This window comes from Streptomyces gossypii (assembly GCF_025165795.1).
GTDB classification, from domain to species: Bacteria; Actinomycetota; Actinomycetes; order Streptomycetales; family Streptomycetaceae; genus Streptomyces; species Streptomyces gossypii.
The window spans coordinates 278,395-292,165 of record NZ_JAJAGO010000011.1 but is presented as its reverse complement, the minus strand read 5'-3'; the positions used below and the strand labels follow the sequence as shown (position 1 = coordinate 292,165).

The following is a 13,771-nucleotide window of genomic DNA, read 5'->3' as shown; positions in this document are numbered from 1 at the left end:
GGTCTGGGGGATGTCCCCCAGCAGGCTGGTTCTCGTGGCCGTCAGCGGCCGGACTTCGGTGCCTTCCAGCTGGCGATCGCACGGGCCACCAGGTTGAGGACCATGACGAAGATGATCAGCAGCAGGGCGGCGGCCCACGCGCGGTCGAAGGAGGCCGTGTTGCCGAGCTTCCACTGCTCGTACACGTAGTACGGCAGGGAGGACTGGGCGCCCTCCATGGGGTTGTTGTTGATCGACGGGGAGCCGAAGACCAGCAGCAGGATGGGCGCGGTCTCGCCGGCGATGCGGGCGATGGCCAGCATGATGCCGGTCGTGATGCCGCCGATCGCGGTGGGGAGCACGACCCGCAGGATCGTCAGCCACTTCGGCACACCGAGCGCGAGGGACGCCTCGCGGAGCTCGTTCGGTACGAGCTTGAGCATCTCCTCGGTGGAGCGGACGACGATCGGCAGCATCAGGATCGCCAGGGCCATGGCCCCCGCGAAGCCGGAGTAGTCGAAGCCCAGGTAGAGAATCCAGAACGCCAGGACGAACAGACCGGCGACGATCGACGGAATGCCCGTCATGACGTCGACGAAGAAGGTGACCGCCTTGGCCAGCTTGCCGCCGCCGTACTCGACCAGGTAGATCGCGGTGAGCAGTCCGAGCGGTGCCGCGATGATGCTGGCGATGGCGACCTGCTCCACGGTGCCGATCAGCGCGTGGTAGGCGCCGCCGCCCTCCTGGAGCGTGATCACGCCGTTCATGGAGTGGGTGAGGAAGTCGACGCCCATCACCTTGGAGCCGCGCACGACGGTCTCCCAGATGAGGGAGACCAGCGGTACGACGGCGGCCAGGAAGCAGACCCAGACCACGCTGGTCGCCAGCCGGTCCTTGGCCTGCCGGCTGCCCTCGACCAGGGTGGCCAGGGTGTAGTTGATGACGACATAGAGCAGGGCCGCGATCAGGCCCCACTGGATGCGGCTCTCCAGCCCGGCCACCAGGCCGACGCCGCTGCCCAGGGCGGCGGAGAGCGCCCCGATCCCGAGCGGGGCCCAGCGGGGGAGCCGAGGCTGCCGCAGGGTGGAGGAAGGCGGAGGCGGCGTGTCGTTGACAGGCGCCTTGTCCAGGACGACGTCGGTCATGCGTTGGCCCCCGAGTACTCCTTGCGGCGAGCGATGATCAGCCGGGCGAGCCCGTTCACCAGCAGGGTGATGACGAACAGGACGAGGCCGGAGGCGATGAGCGCCTCACGGCCGATGCCCGCCGCGGAGGCCTCCTTGAAGGAGGCCGCGATGTTCTGGGCGAAGGTGCCGCCACCCGGGTCGAGCAGGCTGGGCTCGATCAGGAAGCTCGGCGAGAGGACGGTGGCGACCGCCATGGTCTCGCCCAGCGCGCGGCCGAGGCCGAGCATGGAGGCGCTGATGATGCCGGAGCGGCCGAAGGGCAGCACCGACATCTTGATGACCTCCCAGCGCGTGGCGCCGAGGGCGAGCGCGGCCTCCTCCTGCATCTTCGGGGACTGCTTGAAGACCTCGCGGCAGACGTTGCTGACGATCGGCAGGATCATGATCGCCAGCAGGATGCCGACGGTGAACAGCGAGCGCGCGGCGCCGCCGTTGTATTCGAGGATGCCCGTCCAGGCGAAGTAGTCGTCCATCCACTCGTAGAGCCCGGTCACGTGCGGTACGAGGAAGAGCGCACCCCACAGGCCGTACACGATGGAGGGGACCGCGGCGAGCAGGTCGACCGCCCAGGCGAGCGGTGCGGCCAGCTTGCGCGGCGCGTAGTGCGAGATGAAGAGGGCGATGCCGACCGCGATGGGCACGGCGATGACCATCGCGATGACGGAGCTCACGATGGTGCCGAAGGCCAGGACCGCGATGCCGAAGACCGGCGGGTCGGCGTTGGCGTCCCATTCGAAGGTGGTGAGGAAGTTGCCCTCGTTCTCGGTGAGGGCGGTGGTCGCCTGCCAGGCGAGGAAGGCCGCGATGGCGGCCATGACGACGAGCAGGATGATGCCGGAGCCCCTGGCGAGCCCGGCGAAGACGCGGTCTCCGGGCCGGGTGTCCTGACCGCTGCTTATGCTGCCCGCGGACTTGGACGGGGACGGAGGTGGAGGGGGTGGTGAGGCGGGTGCGGTGTCTGTACTCATTATTTCTCCGGTCTGGTTGGGATCCCGTCCGTGAGGGGCGGGGTCCCGGGCGGCGGTGCACCGGATGGCGGGCGTCCCTCCCGCGGTCCGCCGCACGGGGAGGCGGGCGGACCACGGGACGGGGCGCTTGGGTTGTCGGGACCATGGAGCTGACCGGTCCCGGTCTTACGGCGTCACCGCATTTGTGACAGGCCGTCGCCGGTGGGCAGCGACGGTGCGGTGACCGGGGTCAGGAGAGACCCTTGATGGTCTCCCGGACCTTGGTGATGATCTCGTCGGGCATCGGCGCGTAGTCGATGTCCGCGAGGGCCTTCTGACCGTCCTCGCTGGCCGCGTAGTTCAGGAAGGACTTGGTGGCCGCGAGGGTCTCCTTGTTGTTGCCCTTGTCGCAGGCGATCTCGTACGTCACCAGGACCATCGGGTAGGCACCCGCGGCCTTGGTGGTGTAGTCGAGCTCGAGGGCGAGGTCCTTGCCCTTGCCGACGACCTTGGCCTCGGCGATCGCCTTGGAGGCGTTCTCGGTCGTGGCCTCGACGGGGGCGTCGCCGCCGGTGTCCAGCTTCACGGTCGGGATGTCGCTGCCGGTGGCGTAGGACAGCTCGGCGTAGCCGATCGCACCGTCGTTCTGCTTGACGTTGGTGGCGATACCGGAGGAGCCGTCGGCGGACTGGCCGCCCTTGGCCGCCCACTTCTTGGCGGGCTCGTACTTCCACGCGTCGGGTGCGGCGGTGTGGAGGTACTTGGTGAAGTTGTCCGTCGTGCCGGAGTCGTCCGAGCGGTGGAACGCCTGGATCTTGGTGGACGGCAGCTTCGCGTCGGGGTTGAGTGCCTTGATCGCCTCGTCGTCCCACTTGGTGATCTTCGAGTCGAAGATCTTGGCGAGGGTCTCGGCGTCCAGGACGAGGTCGTCCACGCCCGCGACGTTGTACGTGACCGCGATCGGCCCGCCGACCAGCGGCAGGTCGACGCCCTGCCCGCTCTTGCAGACCTTCTTCGACTCGGTGACCTCCTCCGGCTCCAGGGCGGAGTCGGAACCGGCGAAGGCGGTCTTGCCCTGGAGGAACTCCTGGATGCCGGCACCGGAACCGGTGGGCTTGTAGTTGATCTGGGTGTCGCCGCAAGCGGCCTGGTAGTTCTTCACCCAGACGTCCATGGCGTTCTTCTGCGCGCTGGAGCCGGACGCGAGCAGGTTGCCCTTGCCCTCGCACTTGATGTTGCCGGCGGCTGCCTTGGTGGAGTCGCCGGAGTCACCGGTGTCCGAGTTGTCGTCCGAGCCACAGGCGGTAAGGACGAGGGCGCCGGTGACAGCGAGAGCGCCGGCGGCGAGGCTGCGAAGCCGGTTCGTGCGCTGAAGCATCACTTTCGTTCAGTTCCTTCCTGGGGCCCGCCGGTGGGGTCGGCGCGCGAAGAGATGAGATCTGAGATTTTCGGTATGTCAGATACAGCTAGTTGGCGCGGACCTTGCCTCTCGGCGCGGCGCGCTCGTTGTAAGTCCGAAATTAGGCAGATCAGGTGAAGCTGCTCATGGCCGAGAGTGAACGCAAAGTGAACCTCGGCGGTCAGTGCGGTAGCCGCCGTGACCTGGCCGAGACCTGACCCCCGCGTAGGGCACTTCGCGAGCTCTCCTGTTGCTGCGGCCGGGTGGCGCTCCGGCGGCGACGCGTGTGGCGCCCTGTCGGTTTGCGTAGCCGCGTGGCACGATCCGCGAGGATGAGACGAGTGACACGGATTGACGCTGGTGGACGCGAGCCGATCAGGAGTTGAGAGGGGTGCGGCCGGTGGCACGCAAGCGGAAGGGCCCTGAGCAGGGGCCCGCGCCGAGGGCGCTGGCCCCGCGAATCGCGCGGGTCGCGCGGGCGACGCGGGTGACGCTCGCGGTGGCCTGTGTCCTGGGTGTGCTGACCGCATCCGGCGCGGGCAGCGCGTACGCCGCCCCGCCGGAGCCCGTGACCGGGCCGGGCGGTGCGTCCGGCGGAGCGTCGGACGGGGTGGGCAAGAAGAGCCTGGAGGAGATCCGGCGGGAGATCGAGGAGCTGCACGGCCAGGCCGGGTCGGCGACCGACGCGTACAACGCCGCCGAGGAGAAGGCCGCCGCCCAGCGGAAGCGGGTCACCTCGCTGGACCGCCGGAAGAGCACCACCCAGGCGAAGCTGGACGCGCTGCGGGACCGCGCCGGCGCTCTCGCCCGCGCCCAGTACCAGAGCGGCGGTATGACCGACACGGCCCGGCTGATGATGGCGGAGGACCCCGAGCAGTTCCTGCGCGACGCCGGGCTCGTCCGGGAGGGCCAGCAGGCCACGAGGACCTTCATGGGGTCGCTCAAGGCCACCAAGAAGCGGCTGGACGGCGACGCGAAGGATGCCTCCCGTGAGTACAAGCGGCTTGAAAGCACCCGTAAGGCGAAGGCCGCGGCGAAGAAGACTATAGAGAGCAGGATCACCAAGGCGGAGAAGCTGCGTTCCCAGCTGCGGAAGGACGAGCGCGAGCGGCTGAAGGAGCTCGAGGAGCAGGCGGCCCGTGCCCGGCAGGCGAAGTGGGCCGGGTCCGCCGCGCCGGAGAGGAACAGCGGCAAGGCGACCGGGGCAGGGAAGCGCGCCATCGAGTTCGCCAGGGAGCAGGTCGGCAAGCCGTACGCGTGGGGCGCCGACGGGCCCGACACCTTCGACTGCTCGGGTCTGACGATGCGGGCGTGGCAGGCGGCTGGCGAGTCGCTGCCGCGGACCTCGCAGGGGCAGTGGAAGGAGCTGCCGCGGGTGCCGGCGGAGGAGATGCGGCCAGGCGATCTGATCGTCTACAACAAGGACGCCAGCCATGTCGCCATGTATCTGGGCGACGGCTCGATGGTGCACGCGCCGCGCACCGGGCGGACGGTCTCCGTGGAGGGCGCGGGCACGATGCCGATCCTGGGCGTGGTCCGCCCCGGCGGCTAGGGTCCGACCGCGGTTGTGGCACATGCCACCGGCACGTTGACAGGAAGCATTCCGTCCAGGGACGGCGGGGCGCTAAAGTCGGCCTGCGGCGCCACAGGACCAGTGGGCCGCGCCCTCGGGGGGAGGGAAGAGGAAACGTAGCCATGCCGGCACCTGTGCAACGGGACGACACGGCGGTTCCGCCGCTCGCGGCGATCCCGCACCAGGGGGGACCGAGAGGGGAGGGCCCCGAAAGCGCCGGGCTGACCCTGTTGGTGATCGAAGACGATCCGACGGGCGCCGTCAGCCTGCCCGCCCTGCTCGGCGTGCCCACGGAGCCCATCCGCACCCGCACCGCGCGCAACCTCACCGAGGCGGCGCGGCTCCTCACCGACGACGTGCACTGCATCCTTCTGGACTTGGCGCTTCCGCCCGCCGCGGAGGGCGGCGCGGGCCCGGCGGACGAGGACGGGGACGGGGACGAACTGGACACCCTGCGCCGGGTACTGCGGCTCGCCCCGCGGCACGCGGTGCTCGCCCTGACCGACGGCACCGACGCCGAGCGGGCCGCGGCTGCCGTACGGGTCGGAGCGCAGGACTACCTCTTCCGCGACGAACTCGACGGGCGCCTGCTGGGCCGGGCCATCCGCTACGCCGTGGAACGCAAGCGCGCCGACCTCGCGCAGCGCCAGCTCACCGAGTCACGCCTGCGCGCCGAGGAGAACGCCCGGCTGGAGCGCGGACTGCTGCCGACACCGCTGCTGCACGGGAGCGCGCTGAAGTTCGCAGCCCGCTACCGCCCCGGCCGGTCCCGCGCGCTGCTGGGCGGTGACTTCTACGACACCGTCCGCACGAACGACGGCACCGTGCACGCGATGATCGGCGACGTCTGCGGCCACGGCCCGGACGAGGCCGCGCTGGGCGTTTCCCTGCGCATCGCCTGGCGGGCGCTGACCTTCGCCGGACTCTGCGGGGACGAACTGCTGGGCACGCTGCAGAAGGTGCTGGAACACGAGCGCCCCAGCGACGAGATCTTCGCGACGCTGTGCACCGTCGACATCGCCTCCGACGGACGCCGCGCGGGCGTCTGCCTGGCCGGACACCCCTCGCCGTTGTTCGCCGGCAGCACCGGAGCGGCTCCGCGCCTGCTGCCGTACGACGAGAGCGGGCCCGCGCTGGGACTGCTGCCCAAGGCCCGCTGGCCGCGACGGCAGGTCGAGCTGGGGCGCGCCTGGTCACTGATGATGTACACGGACGGACTGATCGAGGGCCGGATCGGCGAGGGCCGACGGCGGCTGGGCCAGGAGGGCATGGTCGAGATCGTGGCCCGGCGGTTGCGGGAGGGCCTGCGTGGCGAAGGTCTGCTGGACGCGACGATGGCGGAGGTCCGCGGGCTCAACGGCGGAGAGCTGACGGACGACGTGGCCGTCGTGCTGCTGGACCGGGACTGAGCCGGGCGTCTCCGCAAGCCCGCTGCGGTCAGCGACCGCCGTTGTACGGCCCGTACGGTCCGTCGCTGCTGCTGCCGCCGCCCTGTCGGCGCGGGCCGCCCGTCACTTCCTTGAGAGCCGGGCGCACGTCCACGATGTAGACGATCGTCGCGATGAGCCCGATGATCTGGAGCAACAGCATGCCCAGCAGTGCGTTCACCAGCACCGTGATGCCCAGGATGATCAGCCAGAACGGCTTGGTCTGCTTGCTCGCCGCCGGGTACGCGTCAGGTCTGCGCATGGCCGCATCGATGAAGGCGAACACCGCCATCCCCAGCAGCACGAGACCGATGAGCCCCATCAGTGTCCCGAAGCCCTCCATCAACATGGTGCTCACACCCTCGCTCACTGCGATCGCCGTCTGTGGCCCCTTGCGGCCACGCTACCCGTACAACGGGCCGGACACGCGTTCTGTGCCCGGCCCGTTAGGTTCAGCTGTCCGACTCGGGGGCGGACTTCCTGGGGGCGGGGGCGGACTTCCGGGCCGTCGTCTTCTTCGCGGCGGGCTTGGTCTTCGGCTCGGCCCCGGCCTCAGCTTTCCCCTGGGGCTTGGCTTCGGCCCTTCCCGCAGCCTTGGCTTCGGGCTCGGCCTCGGGCTTGGCCCCGGCCTTCTCCGTGCTCTTCTCCTCGGCGGGCTTCGCCGTCGCGCGACCGGCCGCGGGCCGAGTGGTGCGCGTCGCGGAGGGCCGGTCGGCCGGGGGCTCGGCGACCCTGACCCGCTCGCGCTCAACCGTGACCTGGGGAACCTCGACATCCTCCTCGCCCCGCCAGTGCTGCACGACGCCGCGCCCACGTTCGGCCAGTTCGTCGTACGACTCGCGCGCCTTGACCACGTACTCGACGGCCACGCCCACGCTCTGCAGCGCCAGGCCCTGCGCCTGCTCGCGCAGCTTCTTCACATCGGTGTCGATATCGCCGAGCGCCTCGGACACCTTCGCCTGCGTCGCCCTGGCCTGCGCGGTGACCTTGGCCTGGACCTCCTTGGGGTCGGCCGCCCGTGCGGCCGCGATGCGCCCGGGGGCCTCTTCACGGATCTTGTCGATCACGCCGGCGGCGAAGTAGAGCGGCGTCGGATCGGTGAGTGTCTTGCGGATGTCATCGGCGATGGGCATGACGAATCCCCTCCGGGGCCTTGCTGTGACTGTCTGCGACGTACTGTGGTGACGACTGTCTGCGGTTGTGTGTGCTGCTGTGCTGTTTGCTGCGGCTTCGGCTGTGCCCGGCCCGTCCTGACCGCTCGTCCTGATCCGCCTGGCCTACGAAGTCCCACCGGCCGCCTGGTGGCCGTTCTCCTTGCGGAAGGACTCGTAGATCTGGAGCAGCGCCTGCTTCTGCCGGGCGTTGATCGACGGGTCGGCCAGCACCGCGGCGGCGACACCGAGGTCGCCCCGGTCGAGGTCGGGCTCGTCGAGGATCCCGGCCTGCACGTACAGCGTCTCCGCTGAGATCCGCAACGCCTTGGCCAGCTGCTGCAGAATCTCCGCGCTCGGCTTGCGCAGCCCTCGCTCGATCTGACTCAGATACGGGTTGGACACCCCTGCGGCATCCGCGAGCTGCCGCAGGGACAGCTGCGCATTGCGCCGCTGCTCCCGCAGAAATTCACCGAGCTCGCCGACGTTCAGGGAAGCCATACCCCCACTCTGCCGACCCTTGCTAACTTTTGCAAGCACCTTGCTTGCAAGTGTGTCGCCTGCACCGGCCGACGGCTGGGCCTGAGCACGATAGGTGTCGCATTTGCACGACAACTGTCGTAGGGAGCACGGAACTACGCCAGATCGATCAGGCCGCGAGCACGGAAGCCTCGGGCCCCGCGTCACCTCGCGGGTGCGACCGGTGCACACACGCCGCGCGGCGCCCGATGCCGGGCCCCCGGTCAGCCGGCTTCCGTCAGGGCCGCGTGCGCGGCGGCTCTGCGCGGCGGTGCTGCGGCCGGCGGGCACCAAGGCGGTCGATGCGTCGCTGCTGCTGGCGAAGATGCTGGTCCCCGAGCCGCTGCGGCCGGGCTGGCCGGAGGCCCTGGCCGTGTCGGCGACGCTGATTCCGCACGCCCGGCTGCTGGACATCGACGCCCGGCTGGAGCAGGCCGCCGCGAAACCGGTGATCGTCCCGAGAACCATCGGCATCGATCACGGCAAGGTGTTCGTTGCCGACGTGTTCATCGCCGCCTGTCGGTCGCTGGGCGTCTCCGTGCAGCCCTCGCGGCCCGCCACTCCGACGGACAAGGCCATCGTGGAGCGGACGTTTTCCTCCATCAACACCCTGTTCTGCCAGCACGTTTCCGGCTACACCGGCTCCAACAACCATCGCGCCTACAACTGCCCGGAGTTGGCTCCGTTGCGGCGCCAACCTTCGGGAGTGGCCGCGAAAGGCGGTCTCTGGGAGGTCCACTACGACCCCTACGACCTGTCTCAGGTCTGGGTACGCAACGCGCGCACCGGAGAGTGGATCACGGTTCCGTGGACACACCGGCACCTGGTCTCGACACCGTTCGCGGACTTCACCTGGCGCCGAGCCCGGGACCTGCTTGCGATGCGGGGCCAGGACGACACCAACCAAGCCGCCGTGGCCGCAGCAGTCGCCCAGTTGCTGACGCGGGCGGAAAACCGGGCCGGACCGCCGTATCGCGGCGCGTACCCGCGCAGCCCTGGAGTCCGCCCGGTCTGTCCCTGCGCTGCGGCAGGCACCAGCTTTGGAAGACGCCGAGGACGAGGCCACCGTCCCGGAGCAGACGTCGAACGTCATTCCCTTCGGCCGTCTTCGACGCCTTCACCGACGGGAGCCGCCTGGAGGCTCCGCCACAGGACATCGCCAACCCGCAGATGTCACTGACCACGAAGGAAGGCTGGCGAGCGTTCGTCGACGAAAACCCGGATCCCCCGCCGTCGCTCCCGTCCGGCACCGTCCTGGACCCGGGATGCCGCAGCGTGGGCGGCTGAGCACGGCGTTCGCTACCTGGACGGTGCGATCATGGCGCCGGTCGCGCCGATCGGTACTCCGGCCGCAGTGCTTATCCACAGCGGCCCAGAGGGTCTCTACCACGAGCACCAGCCCGTCCTGGAGGCGTTGGGCGGCGCCCGTACCCACCTCGGCGAGGAGATCGGCCGGGCGGCGGCATACGACATCGCGCTGCTCGACATTCATGGGGATCGCCGAGCTGCTGGGTCGTCGCTGAGGAAAACCCCGCGGGTTTACGCAGATTGACTGAGACAGCCGAGTCGCCGCTGTCTCAGTCAGTCTGAAGCACCACAGGTCACAGCATCACGCTGGTTCACCTTCACTGAGGCGGGTCTTCAGCAAACCTCAGTTGACCTGTTCTGGTGGTCGGCGCCGGTGGGTGACGGACTCCGAGGGCGGTCACCGGCGGGGTTCCCAGCGGAAGAGGCGGGAGGCCAGCGCGACGGCGACGATGACCCAGCTCAGGGTGGGCACCAGCAGAAGCAGGGAGTCCGTCACGGGAACGCCGCCGTTCCAGGCGTTGAGGACCAGTTCGGTGGCCGAGCCGCCAGGAAGCAGCCGCTTGAGCAGGGTGAGCTCCTCGGCGCCGGTGATCCCTACCCAGCTGGCGACGGCGATGGCGCCGAGGCTGATGGGCAGTGTGGTCACCTGGGCGTGCTCGGGGGAGTTCGTCAGTCCCGCCGTGGCCAATCCCAGGCCGAGCATCATGATCACCGTTGCGAGGACCGCCGCCACCAGGAGGACGACGTTGGTCGGCCCGCCGGCGACCACGGCCAGCACGGTGAGGATCGCGGCCACCTGGAGCAGCGCGAGGACGGTGACCGGGAGCATCAGCCCGAGGAGAATACTGGCGTCGCTTGCCGGGGTGGAGCGCAGCCGCTTGAGGAAGAGGTTCTGACGGCGCGAGGCCAGAGTGGTCACCGTGGTGGTGTAGAGCCCGAACGCGCCCACGGTGAACATCACCAGCCCCGCGATGTATCCGAGGCTGCCCAGGTCCGCAAATACTTCGTGCTGGTAGATGAAGTACGCGCTGACCGCTGCGGGCATGATGAGACTGGTGACCAGAACCAGCCGGTTCCGGAAGATCTGGATCAGCTCGCTGAGGGCGATGGAGAGCATGGTGAAGGTCCCTTTCTTGGGAAGTTCCGGAACAGGCCCTGGGCCGGGAAAGTGCGCTGAGGATCTTGAAAAGCGCCCCTCCGGGGCAAGATCGAAACGACAGCCCTAGTCGCGGTCGATGGAGCGGAAGACGTCGTCGAGCCGAGTCGGCCCGGCCTGGAGTTCCCGCAGCTCTACCGCGTTGGCGTGCGCCCAACCGAGCAGCGTGTGCAGGTCCTTCTGCAGGCCGAAGGTCTCGATGAGGAACTGCCCGTCATTCGCGCGCGTGGCCTGCAGCGGTAGCGGTAGCGGTAGCGCTGGTGCGGGGGCCGGAAGGGCGAAGCGGATAGTGGCCGGCAGGGTCTGCGTCAGCTCGGCGACGGTCCCTTCCCGGTGGAAGGTGCCCTTGTGCATGAGTCCGATGCGATCGGCGCGCTGCTGAGCCTCTTCGAGGTAGTGCGTGGTGAGCACGATGGTGGATCCGTCTTCGCGCAGTTTGTCCACGGCGTCCCACAGCGCGTCCCGGGACTGGATGTCCAAGCCGGTGGTGGGTTCGTCCAGGAAGATCAGCTCAGGCTTTCCGTACACGGCGGTGGCGAAGTCCAGACGTCGCTTCTCACCGCCGGAGAGCTGGGACACCTGGGTGCCGGCCTTGTGCGTGAGGTCGACGATGCTGAGCACGCGTTCGACCCTGTCCTCACGCTGGGAGAGTTTTCCGATCAGCCGGACCGATTCCCTCACTGTGAGATCCGGGGAGAATCCGCTCTCCTGCAGCATGATGCCCATCCTGGGCCGTACGGCGCGCCGGTCGCGCGGGCTCTGCCCGAAGACTCGCACGGTGCCCGAGGTGGCCCTGCGGTGGCCTTCGATGGCCTCCAGGGTCGAGGTCTTACCGGCCCCGTTCGTGCCGAGCAGCGCGTAGAGCTCCCCCTTCTCCACCTGGAAGGACAGGTCTTTCACGGCGTGGAAGTCGCCGTAGCTGAGGTTCAGACGTGCAACGTCGATCACTGGTGTGGAGGTCATGGGTCGATCTCAGCCGTCGTCACGCTCGTCCGGCAGTGGCGTGGTGTCATCAATGGGCCATGACGTTCTTCGGGGTGAACGCATGACGCAGTGTCACTGGTGCCACACATGGGCCGGAAGAATACTGCGGGGCAGACTCTGCTGTTCGACCCCGGAGAGCCGCACATGGACACCAGGCCCTTGCGCACTCTGATGATGGCCAACATGGCCGTCTGCCTCCTGGCCTGCGCGGCTTTCTTCCTCCACTACCTCGGCGTCGGCCTCTACCCTGACGGTATGGAGCTCTGGTTCCAGCACAACCAGTGGCTGGTGTGGACAGCCGCGGCCCTCACAGTGGTGAGCGCTTTGGTGATCCCTGTGCTCAGCCTGTTCACTCAGCAGTCAGGTGACGACCGGTGAGACCAACCCTGCGAGCGGCGCACAAGAGGCCCGAGCACACCGAGACGACGCAGGAACGGCTACGCAGACTCAACCTCACCATGATCGTCCCGCCGCTCGCTGCCGCAGGGGCGGTGCTGGTGGCGGTCGACGCCCGGACCTGGTGGGACGCCGCCGTCTTGACCCTGGGCGTGATAGCGGGCCTGGTGGTCGTCGAGCGGTGGACAGCAGGCGACACCTCGCGCGTCGCGCTCCCCTGCCTGATCATCACCGCTGCCGTGTGGCCGTTCGGAGTGCTGGTGGCCGACAGTCACACGGCGTTCTACGGCATCACGATCGTGGGCCCCTACCTCATACCTCAGCTGACGCGCCACCAAGGCGCGGCGACCCTGGGGCTCAGCGCGTTCGTGGCAGCGGTAGGTACGGCGAAGCTGCTGGAATCACCGGACGACGTTCCCGGCGTTCTGATCCGGTACGTCTTCATCCCCACGGGCGTCACCGTGGTGGCGACCGGCCTCATGTTCGCCAATCAGCTGTTCTACAAGCTCATGGAGCAGACACGAGAACGCGATGCGGAGCTGGCCGTCATCGGGGAACGCATACGGTTCGCCAGTGATCTGCACGATATCCAGGGCCACACACTGCATGTGGTGAAGCTGAAGATCACGCTGGCCGAGAAGCTGCTGCGCAGTGACACCGGGCGCGTGGAGGAGGAACTACGGGAGGTGCACGCCCTGGTCAGCGACACCATCACCCAGACCAAGGAGCTCGCCTACGCACAGCGGCGGCTCAACCTGTCGGCGGAGCTGGAGAACGCGAAGAACCTCTTCGAAGCCGCGGGCATCCGCGTGCGCGTCAACCGTGAGGCCGACGTCGAGGAGAGCGTCAACGGGCTGCTCGGCCAGGTCCTCCGCGAGACGACGACCAACATCCTGCGCCACGCGCAAGCCACCCGGGTGCGGATCACTCTTTCCAGGTCGGGCATCAGCATCGTCAACGACGGCGCGCGGGAGGCTCCCCTTCCAGGGCTCAGCGGCTTGGCCACCCTCAAGGAACGAGTGGGCGACAACGGAGGCGAGCTGACGGTGGAGCAAGAGAACGGGCGTTTCCTCACCGCTGCGGCGTTTCCCTCCCTCCGCTCAGAGAAGCTGCCCGCCGCGGCACGAGAGGACGACTGATGACCACTGTGGTGCTTGCCGACGACGAAGCTCTTCTCCGTAAGGCGCTGGCGTCGTTGCTGACTCTCGAAGGCGAGATCACCGTGCTCGCCGAAGCGCAGGACGGCGAATCGGCCGTCGAGGCCACACTGCGACACCGGCCCGACGTGCTCGTCATCGACTTGGAGATGCCCGGTGTGGACGGACTCGACGCTGTCGCAGAGATCCGCCGAGTGCGGCCGGACCAGGTGATCCTCATGCTGACCCGCCACGCCAGGCCCGGGGTGCTCCGCAAAGCCCTGAAACTCGGAGTCCAGGGCTTCGTCAGCAAGTCGGCAGAACCCGCGCACATCACGTCGGTCATCAACATCCTGCACGAGGGCAAGCGATGGATCGACCCGGACGTCTCCGCGCTCGCCGTCGTCGACGACTGCCCACTCACCGACCGGGAGATCGACGTTTTGCGAGCGACGGGCGACGGGTACTCCGCCGCCGAGATCGCCACCCGCCTCCGCCTGGCGGAAGGCACCGTACGCAACTACCTCTCGAACGCCATGCAGAAGACCCAGACACGGACCCGGCACGAAGCAGCGCGCTACGCGCGTGCACACGACTGGCTGTAGCGAC

14 protein-coding genes and 1 pseudogene are annotated in these 13,771 nt (G+C 68.7%); 7 read left to right on the top strand and 8 right to left on the bottom strand.

Annotated elements, in window-relative coordinates; all coding sequences use genetic code 11:
• Nucleotides 1-41 precede the first annotated feature (41 nt).
• From pstA to pstS, 3 genes are all read right to left on the bottom strand, one after another.
• On the bottom strand, nucleotides 42-1,124 hold the full coding sequence (gene pstA / locus LHJ74_RS23880; protein WP_260220229.1) for a phosphate ABC transporter permease PstA: 1,083 nt from the start codon (nucleotides 1,122-1,124) through the stop codon (nucleotides 42-44).
• Entirely contained in the window at nucleotides 1,121-2,134 is a 1,014-nt protein-coding gene (pstC, locus tag LHJ74_RS23875; protein WP_260220228.1) for a phosphate ABC transporter permease subunit PstC, read from the bottom strand. Before pstC ends, pstA begins: the two co-directional genes overlap by 4 nt.
• Before the next feature lie 229 nt (nucleotides 2,135-2,363).
• Nucleotides 2,364-3,494, bottom strand: coding sequence for a phosphate ABC transporter substrate-binding protein PstS (gene pstS, locus LHJ74_RS23870; RefSeq protein ID WP_260220227.1), 1,131 nt, complete (start codon nucleotides 3,492-3,494; stop codon nucleotides 2,364-2,366).
• Nucleotides 3,495-3,912: 418 nt separating this feature from the next.
• Between pstS and LHJ74_RS23865 the strand changes: the two genes are divergently transcribed.
• Nucleotides 3,913-5,064 (top strand): C40 family peptidase, encoded by a 1,152-nt coding sequence (locus LHJ74_RS23865; protein WP_260220226.1) that lies wholly within the window; start codon nucleotides 3,913-3,915, stop codon nucleotides 5,062-5,064.
• Nucleotides 5,065-5,207: 143 nt separating this feature from the next.
• The gene (locus LHJ74_RS23860) at nucleotides 5,208-6,494 is read left to right on the top strand and encodes a PP2C family protein-serine/threonine phosphatase (RefSeq protein WP_260220225.1); all 1,287 of its coding nucleotides are present in this window, start codon (nucleotides 5,208-5,210) and stop codon (nucleotides 6,492-6,494) included.
• 28 nt (nucleotides 6,495-6,522) lie between these two features.
• Here LHJ74_RS23860 and LHJ74_RS23855 read toward each other — a convergent pair whose 3' ends face one another.
• The 3 genes from LHJ74_RS23855 to LHJ74_RS23845 all read right to left on the bottom strand — a co-directional run bounded on the left by LHJ74_RS23855 (nucleotide 6,523) and on the right by LHJ74_RS23845 (nucleotide 8,164).
• Nucleotides 6,523-6,861, bottom strand: a complete 339-nt coding sequence (locus LHJ74_RS23855) for a DUF2516 family protein (RefSeq protein ID WP_260220282.1) — start codon at nucleotides 6,859-6,861, stop codon at nucleotides 6,523-6,525.
• Nucleotides 6,862-6,964: 103 nt separating this feature from the next.
• Nucleotides 6,965-7,645: a hypothetical protein gene (locus tag LHJ74_RS23850; RefSeq protein ID WP_260220224.1), complete on the bottom strand. Its 681-nt coding sequence runs from the start codon at nucleotides 7,643-7,645 to the stop codon at nucleotides 6,965-6,967.
• Nucleotides 7,646-7,789: 144 nt separating this feature from the next.
• On the bottom strand, nucleotides 7,790-8,164 hold the full coding sequence (locus LHJ74_RS23845) for a helix-turn-helix domain-containing protein (protein ID WP_260220223.1): 375 nt from the start codon (nucleotides 8,162-8,164) through the stop codon (nucleotides 7,790-7,792).
• Nucleotides 8,165-8,453: 289 nt separating this feature from the next.
• Here LHJ74_RS23845 and LHJ74_RS23840 point away from each other — a divergent pair, with 289 nt between their 5' ends.
• Together LHJ74_RS23840 and LHJ74_RS23835 are read left to right on the top strand one after the other, a co-directional pair.
• Nucleotides 8,454-9,362, top strand: coding sequence for a TnsB C-terminal domain-containing protein (locus tag LHJ74_RS23840; protein WP_311203341.1), 909 nt, complete (start codon nucleotides 8,454-8,456; stop codon nucleotides 9,360-9,362).
• 81 nt (nucleotides 9,363-9,443) lie between these two features.
• Nucleotides 9,444-9,671 (top strand): annotated as a pseudogene (locus LHJ74_RS23835) (NAD(P)-dependent oxidoreductase); the annotation flags it as partial.
• 216 nt (nucleotides 9,672-9,887) lie between these two features.
• Here the strand turns inward: LHJ74_RS23835 and LHJ74_RS23830 are convergent.
• Complete coding sequence (locus LHJ74_RS23830; protein ID WP_260220222.1) at nucleotides 9,888-10,607, bottom strand: ABC transporter permease; 720 nt, start codon at nucleotides 10,605-10,607, stop codon at nucleotides 9,888-9,890.
• A gap of 105 nt (nucleotides 10,608-10,712) precedes the next feature.
• Nucleotides 10,713-11,609, bottom strand: coding sequence for an ABC transporter ATP-binding protein (locus LHJ74_RS23825; protein WP_260220221.1), 897 nt, complete (start codon nucleotides 11,607-11,609; stop codon nucleotides 10,713-10,715).
• Nucleotides 11,610-11,774: 165 nt separating this feature from the next.
• Between LHJ74_RS23825 and LHJ74_RS23820 the strand changes: the two genes are divergently transcribed.
• Genes LHJ74_RS23820 through LHJ74_RS23810 form a run of 3 tightly spaced genes read left to right on the top strand, consistent with a single transcriptional unit; the run spans nucleotide 11,775 to nucleotide 13,767 of the window.
• Nucleotides 11,775-12,008: a hypothetical protein gene (locus LHJ74_RS23820; protein ID WP_260220220.1), complete on the top strand. Its 234-nt coding sequence runs from the start codon at nucleotides 11,775-11,777 to the stop codon at nucleotides 12,006-12,008.
• The gene (locus tag LHJ74_RS23815) at nucleotides 12,005-13,165 is read left to right on the top strand and encodes a sensor histidine kinase (protein WP_260220219.1); all 1,161 of its coding nucleotides are present in this window, start codon (nucleotides 12,005-12,007) and stop codon (nucleotides 13,163-13,165) included. The genes LHJ74_RS23820 and LHJ74_RS23815 overlap by 4 nt, the downstream gene beginning before the upstream one ends.
• Nucleotides 13,165-13,767, top strand: a complete 603-nt coding sequence (locus LHJ74_RS23810) for a response regulator transcription factor (RefSeq protein WP_260220218.1) — start codon at nucleotides 13,165-13,167, stop codon at nucleotides 13,765-13,767. The genes LHJ74_RS23815 and LHJ74_RS23810 overlap by 1 nt, the downstream gene beginning before the upstream one ends.
• The last annotated feature ends 4 nt before the right edge of the window (nucleotides 13,768-13,771 follow it).